Genomic DNA, 8,339 nt, shown 5'->3' with positions numbered 1-8,339 from the left:
GAGGCGGAAGACGCGAAAAGCGGGGCCTTCTGCCTGTCGTGACCAAACGTGTCACGGCGGTGGCGATCATATCAACATCGAAGTTTGATTCATCGCCGCCCCGTTCTTTCGGACCGCTTTCCATGTCAGTCGCCACGCTCTCACCCGCCGCATTCAACGCCAGCGAACAAGTTCCCTCCGCGTTCGCTCCCGCCGGTGAAACGTTCGCTCGCTCGCACGATCAAGTTTGCAAACGTGCCAACGCGAAATGGAGCCCCGCTCGGGTGCTTCGGACCGCGATGGCCGACAGCGACCGATTTGTCGTGCAATTGGACTACGTCGACTCCAAGGGCAAGCGAACTCGCCGAACCGTCAGCCCCATCCGATTCGCGGCCTCCGACCGATTCCTCGGCCTCTGCCTGTGCCGGGAAGAACCTCGTCAGTTCCATCTTTCACGCTGCAGCAACTTCCAATTGCTCAACGCGGACGACGTGATCATGCCCGTCGAAATGATCGAACTGGACTGATCGATTCGGACCGTTTCCTCCCCGGTCCGATGACATCTCTCCAACGCTGGATCAACGGAGTGATCCACGCCCATTCTGTAGGTCAGGTCGCAACTGGCGTTGATCAACGGCCGATCAACGATGGGCTCGCGAGACCCATGGACCGCTCGCAACGCCTATCTCTCCCCGTGGCGTTGCATAAGGTCGTCAGTTACGACCTGGCCTACAGATTTGATGCTTCATCGCCACTTTGTGAATGCAAATCGGCAGGCAGGCCGCTGGCAACTTGTGTCGGCCCTTCAGGCCTTGGGGTTGCAGGAGGCCAATCAGCCGGTGGCTGACGCCACCGGCAATGGTTGTGCCGCCCCTTCGGGACTCATTCTGACACGCTGGCGATCGACTCGGCACATTCCCACCAGGCCCGGATGGGCCGACATAGCCACTGCCGGGGCCATGAGGCCCCGGAAACAGCCCTGCTCCCCAGGCACCAAAACCCCGGAGGGGTGACAGAACCTGTGCACCAAAACCTTAGCCATGGCTGTCACACGCAACCGAGGCGAACGCCAGCGGCTCAAGCGGACGCTCCCCCCCGACCCACCCACCCAATTTCAAATTTGCAATGTTCACTTTGCAATTTGCAAACGCCCCGGCTGAAACTCACAATCGCCAAGGCTGCAAACGATTCCCGCCACTCGCCCCCATGGGCTATCATTCCCCCTGCAAAAGGCAATGAGCGGCGTCTTCCATGCCAATCACCGTCCGCCCCGCCTCCCCCACAAACACCCCGGAGCCCCTTCGATGCAACCTTCACGCCGTGGATTCTTGAAAACCAGTGCCCTGGCCGGCGCTGCCGCTGGTTCGAGCTTGGCCGCTTCTTCCAAGCTGATCGCGGCGGAAGAGACCAAAAAACTTCGCCTGGCAGCCATCGGCGTTGGCGGCAGCCGCGGACGCTACAACCGTGGCGGCTCGATCGCTCACGCCGCCGCGAAATTCGCGACGATGGTGGCGGTTTGTGATGTGGACGACCTGCACACCGAAGAGTTCAACCAAAAATTCGATGGCAAGCTGAACAAGTACCGCGACTACCGCGAGATGCTGGAAAAAGAAAAACCAGACGTGGTCACGATTGGGACTCCCGACCACTGGCACGTGCCAATCGCAATCGCATGCTTGCAAAGCGGAGCCGACGTTTACTGCGAAAAACCGCTCACGCTGACGATCGACGAAGGCAAACAGATCCGCAAAGTCGTCGAAGAAACCGGCCGCGTGTTCCAAGTCGGAACCCAACAGCGCAGCTCAGGTGACTTGTTCCAAAAAGCGATCGCGATGGTCCAATCGGGCTACGTCGGCGACAACGTCAATGCTTACATCGCGATCGGCGGTGCTCCTGGCGACGGACCATTTGAAACCGAGGAAGCCCCTGACGATTTAGACTGGAACCTGTGGGTCGGGCCAGCGTCTGAGGCCGATTACTGCGAAGAACGCCGGAAGTACTTCCGTTGGTTCTTTGAGTATTCCGGCGGCAAGATGACGGACTGGGGTGCCCACCACATCGACATCGCTCAGTGGGCGTTGGCTCCTGGTGAAAACGGCCCGACCACAATCAAAGGCACCGGCGAATTCCCCAAAACCGTTCCCGCGGATTTCAACTGGAACTCGTTCTTCAACGGAGAAGCCTCGCTGCCCAACGGCTACAACACGGCGATGAAGTTCAACATCGAGCTAACATTTGAAAGCGGCTCGAAAATGGTGGTCACCGACCACTACAAACGCGAAGACGAGAACATCGATTTCCCCAACGGAATCCTGTTCGAAGGCGACAAAGGCCGGATCTTCGTCAACCGCGGCAAATTGACTGGTGCTCCGGTCGACCGACTGACGGACGAGGACAACGCCAAACTCGACGAGAAAATCGCTGGGCTTCGCAAAGGAAAAGCGGCGATGAGCCACATGGCAAACTTTTTTGCCTGCATTGAAGACGGCGGTCAGCCGATCTCAGACGTGTGGTCGCACCACCGCACAATGACCTCGTGTCACCTGTGCAACATTGCGTTGATGTTGGGCCGTGAATTGAAATGGGACCCGAAAGCCGAGCGATTTGTCGACGACGAGCAAGCCAATGGGCTGATGAGTCGCAAGTCGCGGGAAGGATTTTCAGCCGAAACCCACGCGGCAAGCTGAAATCCGGTCGATTGTGTGATCGATTGACTTTCATTCCTCGTGTCAAAACGGGGCCCCACGACGCCCCGTGCGGCCCCGTTTTCAAAATTCTGGCGTGAACACGTGAGTCCAATGGCGGACGACGCGAAGGAACACGCCGCAATTCCCCGCTGCACGTCGCACTTGCAGCCTCGTTCTTGAACGAGGATTCGCTCGCGAAACGGGTCACTGAATTGGATCGTTCACGGATTTTTCGTTGAGCAATTCGGCTTTCAGAGACCGGTTCGGAGTCGATCAGACGCGACGTTTAGCACAACCGTGAAAGTCACGATGGCACGTTACACAGGACCAAAAGCCCGCATCAATCGCCGCCTCGGCACGATGCTTTACGAAACAGCCGGCGCAGCCCGTGCGATGGACCGTCGTCCGCAACCACCAGGGATGCACACTCGCGGTCGTCGCCCGAGTAACTACGGTGCGGCTTTGATGGAAAAGCAAAAGATCAAACACTACTACGGATTGGGCGAACGCCAACTCCGTCGCTACTTTGAAAACGTTGGCCGCAAATCGGGCAACACCGGGGAATTGTTGTTGCTGATGTGCGAACGCCGTTTGGACAACGTCGTTCGCCGCGTTGGCTTCACCAAGACTCGCCCACAAGCTCGCCAGGGCATCACCCACGGCCACTTCCGCGTCAACGGCGTGAAGGTCACCAAGCCCGGCTACATGCTTCGCGCTGGCGATTTGATCGAAGTTCGCGGCCGCGAAAACTTGAAGAACCTGTACCGCGGCGTGATCGCCAACTCGCCACCAGATGGACTGGATTGGGTCTCGTTCGACAGCGAAACGCTGCGTGCGACCGTCCTGTCGCTGCCAGGCGCGGTTGACATCAGCCTGCCCGTCGACGCTAACAGCGTCGTCGAATTCTTGTCTCGCTAACGCGGGGCAACAACGGATTTCAACTCTTCGGCCGCGTGGTTTTCACGCGGCCGTTTCCTTTCCCGAATCGTCTCTTTTTTTGCTCTGGTTTCAATCATGCACGCTCCGGTTGTTGTTCTCGGTGGTGGCCCTGGTGGATACGCGGCGGCTTTTTTGGCGGCTGACGAAGGAATGGAAGTCACCATCGTCGAGGCCGAACCTCGCCTCGGCGGGACCTGCCTGATCCGCGGCTGCATCCCCAGCAAGGCCCTCCTTCACGTCGCCAAGGTGATCAGCGAAGTCGAAGAATTGAAATCCGAGTGGGGCGTCGAGTACTCCGGCGAACCAAAGATTGACGTCAACGTCGTCCGGGCCCGCAAAGACAAAGTCATCGACAACCTGACTGGCGGACTCGGCGGACTGGCCAAACGCCGCAATGTCACCGTCATCCAGGCTCGCGGCACTTTCGTCAGCTCCAATGAACTGCAACTCGAAGGCGACCACGATTCGATTCCAGAAGGCGGCAAGCTGACATTCGACAAGTGCATTCTCGCGACCGGCAGCGTTCCCGCCATGCCGCCCGCCTTTGACATCGGCAGCGACCGAGTCATGGACAGCACCGGCGCACTGGCACTCAAAGACATTCCTGAAACGCTGCTCGTCGTCGGTGGCGGTTACATCGGTTTGGAAATGGGAACGGTCTACGCTCACTTAGGATCCAAAGTCAGCGTCGTCGAACTCGGCGAAGGACTGCTGCCCGGCGCCGATCGCGACCTCGTCAAACCATTGGCCAAGAAGATCGACAAGATGTGCGACGGCCGAGTGTTCCTGAACACCAAAGTCGGTTCACTCGCCGAAGACGGCGACAAAGTCGTGGTCACCTTCGAAGGCCCCAGCAAGTTCGGCACGGAGTCATACGACCGTGTCTTGATCAGCATCGGCCGCCGCCCCGTCACCCGTGGTTTGGGCCTGGAAAACACCAAGGTCGAAGTCAACGAACGCGGCTTCGTCGTTTGCGACGAACAACAACGCACCGCTGACCCTAACATCCTGGCCTTCGGCGCCGTCGCCGGCGACCCAATGCTGGCTCACAAAGCCACCCACGAAGGCCGTGTTGCGGCAGAAGTCTTGGCCGGAAAAAACGTCGCCTTCGACAAAGCCGCCATCCCAGCCGTCGTGTTCACCGACCCCGAAATCGCTTGGGCGGGCCTCACCGAAGGCGAAGCCAAAGCCGCCGGCCGGAAGGTCGACGTCGAGGTCTACCCGTGGGCGGCCAGCGGTCGTGCCCAGGCCATCGGAGTGACCAACGGCTTGACCAAATGGCTGGTCGACCCTGAAACCCATCGCGTGCTCGGCTGCGGGATCGTTGGCTCTGGAGCCGGCGAACTGATCGCCGAAGCCGTGCTGGCCATCGAAATGGGCTGCGAAGTGACCGACATCACCGAATCGGTGCACCCACACCCAACGCTCAGCGAAACGCTGATGAACGCCGGCGAAGTCCACTTCGGAACCGCCACCGAGATCTACAAGCCGAAACGGAAGTAGGGGGGGGAGAGGAAAAGGGGCACAGGGCCACAGGGCCACAGGGTCTCAGGGCCACAGGGTCTCAGGATCTCAGGATCTCAGGGTCTCAGGGTCTCAGGGTCTCAGGGTCTCAGGGTCTCAGGGTCTCAGGGTCTCAGGGTCTCAGGGTCTCAGGGTCTCAGGGTCTCAGGGTCTCAGGGTCTCAGGGTCTCAGGTGGTGCTAAACCGCTCGCCACCAACTTGCAATTTGCAGTCTTCCTCTCACCCCTGGATCGCACCCCGCGGAAAACATCGCCGGCCTTATGCCCATGGCCGCACGACATAGCGTCCAGCCGAGGCGACGCGCCGTGCCGTTCACCTTCGGTGGTGATTGCTGGCTTGGTTTCTTCCGCTGCTTCGGTTTCTCCTGCAAACACTGGAAACGGAGAGTGGGACAAGGCAAACTGGATGCCTTCTCTCACGATCACAAAGGTGCTGCATGCTCGTCCGCCGACGTATTGTCCTGACCGCCACGCTCGCTCTGACCGCCGGCTTCCTCGGCCAGTTTTCCGCCACAATCTCACCAGCGATGGCGGATTCGACTGAGCAGACTCAGGCCCCTCCAGCACCACCCAAGAAAGATCCAGCGGTCCTTTCGCTCCGCCGGCTTTTCAAGACACCCGACTTCCGATCCCAATCTCGCACACTGACCTGGGACAACACCGAAGACATCTTGTGGGAACGCCAGTCCGGGAAAGAAGGACCAGCGCTGAACCAGCTCTCCATTCCCGATTTGGAAGCGGCCACCGTCGTTACTCGCGAAACGTTTTTACTGCCTGCCGAGCCAACCGAGGCGGAATCAAACGAAGACGACACAGCCCCCAAACCAATCGAGATCAGCCAGTGGACGCTCTCGGACGACGGACGCTACTTGCTCGTCTACAACAACACCCGTCGAGTCTGGCGGCAACACACCCGTGGCGACTATTGGCTGCGTGACCTCAGCGACGAATCACCCGACGCAACCTGGCGGAAGGTTGGCGGCACAGATGCCCCCGACGCGAAAACCATGTTTGCGACCTTCGCGCCCGACGGAACCTCGATCGCCTTCGTTCGCGACAACGATCTCTACCTGGAAGACTGCCAATCGGGTGAAGTTGAAATGGTCGCAGGCTCCGACGACCCCAAACTCATCAGCGGAACGTTCGACTGGGTCTACGAAGAAGAACTCGGCCTGCGAAACGGACTCCGGTTCAGCCCCAACGGTCAAAAACTGGCGTTTTGGGAACTGGACAGCAACGGCGTTCCGACCCAGACGATGATCGACAACACGTCCGAGCGCTATGCCAAAACGATCGAGTTCGCCTACCCCAAAGTTGGCAAAACCAACTCCGCTGCCCGAGTCGGTGTGTGGGACAAAACGTCCAAAGAAACCGTTTGGCTGGACCTACCAGGCGACCCGCGTGAAAACTACATCGCCGCCGTCGATTGGCTGCCCAGCGAGTTTGCTCACGCCAATCAGCGACTGCTGGTTCAACAACTCAACCGAAAACAAAATCAAAACCACATCTTCCTGTGCGACGCCCAAACAGGCCACTGCGTCAACATTCACACGGAAGTCAGCGACGCCTGGGTCCGACACCTCCGAGAACTGCACTGGCTGCCCGGTTCCGTTCTGGCTGGTGATGACGCAAACGATCCGGCACCGCGACTGCTCTGGTTATCGGAAAGATCAGGATGGCAACACATCGAAGCCATCGAAATCCCTTCCTCTGATTCGCTGGAATCGGAATCCAATCTACCCTCCAGAATCACGCCCGTGACGGGTGGATCCTGGGATGTGATCTCCATCGCCGCGGTTGCGAAAGATGGCAGCCACATCGACTTCATCGCATCACCGGAACATGCATCTCAACGAGCCCTCTACCGTGTATCGCTCGAACAAGGATTGGCCGGACACCCCAAGACGACACCGCAACGCGTGTCACCCGACGAAGGCGGCACCTACAGTTATTTGATCAGCCCCACGGCTGAGTACGCCGTCGAGTCTTGGTCCGACTTCAATTCCGCCCCAGTGCAAAGACTGGTTCAGCTCCAACCTTACAAGCGATTGCAATCCATTTCCAAGAACGAAAAACTGGAAGAGACCCTGCAGAAACTCGCACCGGTTCACACCGAATTCGTGCGACTGCCCATCGGCGAATTCACCGATGACCCAGCGTCCAAGGACCTCGAACTGGACGGGTGGATCATGATGCCGGTGGGACAAGATGGAACGACGAAATCCTTGCCCCCGAAGAGCACACCGCTTCTGGTTCATGTCTACGGCGAACCTGCTGGACAAACGGTGCTGGACCAATACGGCGGAACCACCTACCTATGGCATCGCCTGCTGACGCAACATGGAATTGCCGTCGCCAGCGTCGACAACCGAGGAGCCAATGCGCCGCGAGGCAAAGCGTTCCGGCAATCGATCTATAAAAAGATCGGCCGCCTTTCGATTTCCGACCAAGCTCACGCGACCCAAGCGATGCTGAAACATTTCTCAACCCTCGATCCCGATCGAGTGGGCCTGTGGGGATGGAGCGGAGGCGGATCTTCCACGCTCAACGGGCTGTTTCAGTTCCCTGAACTCTACTCCATGGGAATCGCGGTCGCGCCCGTCCCAGATCAACTGGATTACGACACGATTTACCAAGAACGCTACATGGGATTGGTCACTGAGAATCGCGACGCGTTTGTAGCGGGTTCACCGATCACACACGCCAGCGGCCTGTCTGACCCTCTGCTGCTGATCCACGGAACCGCGGATGATAACGTGCATTACGCCTCCTCGGCACGCCTGATCGACCGACTGATTGCCGAGAACAAACAGTTCCAAATGTTTGCCTACCCCGGACGAACTCACTCAGTCAGCGAAGGCAAAGGTACACGCTACCACCTGCGAACGATGATGACCAACTTCATCCTTCAGCATCTGAAGTAGAAACCCACGTGTTGGCCACGGAACGTTGCGACCGGTTGCTCAGTGCTTAGTAACGCATGAACAACAAGTGACGATGTTAGCGGCATGGCGTAAGCCGCCCGGTGAGGAACCGGAAGGCTCGCGCCCTTCCGCAGCTTCACGTGCTGCTTAGGATTGACACCGCTTTGGACTGCGCAGGAGTTTGCTCTGCGACTTCGCCCCAAAGGGGCAGTCCTATTCCAGCCCAGGGCAACGCCCTGGGTTGTGGCGGGACCAAGAATACAAAGCCCCAACGGGGGCGGTCCTAG

Annotated in this window: 5 protein-coding genes; all 5 read left to right on the top strand. The window is 58.8% G+C overall.

Features of this window, described 5'->3' with window-relative positions:
• A partial coding sequence (locus ACF8AM_RS05325) for a hypothetical protein (RefSeq protein WP_392554633.1) occupies nucleotides 1-506 on the top strand: 506 nt, incomplete at its 5' end.
• 777 nt (nucleotides 507-1,283) lie between these two features.
• Nucleotides 1,284-2,666: a Gfo/Idh/MocA family protein gene (locus tag ACF8AM_RS05320; RefSeq protein ID WP_392554632.1), complete on the top strand. Its 1,383-nt coding sequence runs from the start codon at nucleotides 1,284-1,286 to the stop codon at nucleotides 2,664-2,666.
• A gap of 309 nt (nucleotides 2,667-2,975) precedes the next feature.
• Nucleotides 2,976-3,584, top strand: coding sequence for a 30S ribosomal protein S4 (gene rpsD, locus ACF8AM_RS05315; RefSeq protein WP_231846140.1), 609 nt, complete (start codon nucleotides 2,976-2,978; stop codon nucleotides 3,582-3,584).
• A 96-nt stretch (nucleotides 3,585-3,680) separates the two neighbouring features.
• Nucleotides 3,681-5,108: a dihydrolipoyl dehydrogenase gene (gene lpdA / locus ACF8AM_RS05310; RefSeq protein WP_392554631.1), complete on the top strand. Its 1,428-nt coding sequence runs from the start codon at nucleotides 3,681-3,683 to the stop codon at nucleotides 5,106-5,108.
• 457 nt (nucleotides 5,109-5,565) lie between these two features.
• Entirely contained in the window at nucleotides 5,566-8,052 is a 2,487-nt protein-coding gene (locus ACF8AM_RS05305; protein WP_392554630.1) for a S9 family peptidase, read from the top strand.
• Nucleotides 8,053-8,339: the final 287 nt, after the last annotated feature.

This window comes from Rhodopirellula sp. JB055 (genome assembly GCF_043100905.1).
Taxonomy (GTDB): domain Bacteria; phylum Planctomycetota; class Planctomycetia; order Pirellulales; family Pirellulaceae; genus Rhodopirellula.
This window is presented reverse-complemented; position numbering and strand designations above follow the sequence as displayed.

Excerpts from the sequence above, each read along its gene's own strand:
- lpdA (WP_392554631.1), top strand. The coding sequence starts at position 3,681 with ATGCACGCTCCGGTTGTTGTTCTCGGTGGTGGCCCTGGTGGATACGCG.
- rpsD (WP_231846140.1), top strand. The coding sequence starts at position 2,976 with ATGGCACGTTACACAGGACCAAAAGCCCGCATCAATCGCCGCCTCGGC.
- ACF8AM_RS05305 (WP_392554630.1), top strand. The coding sequence starts at position 5,566 with ATGCTCGTCCGCCGACGTATTGTCCTGACCGCCACGCTCGCTCTGACC.
- ACF8AM_RS05320 (WP_392554632.1), top strand. The coding sequence starts at position 1,284 with ATGCAACCTTCACGCCGTGGATTCTTGAAAACCAGTGCCCTGGCCGGC.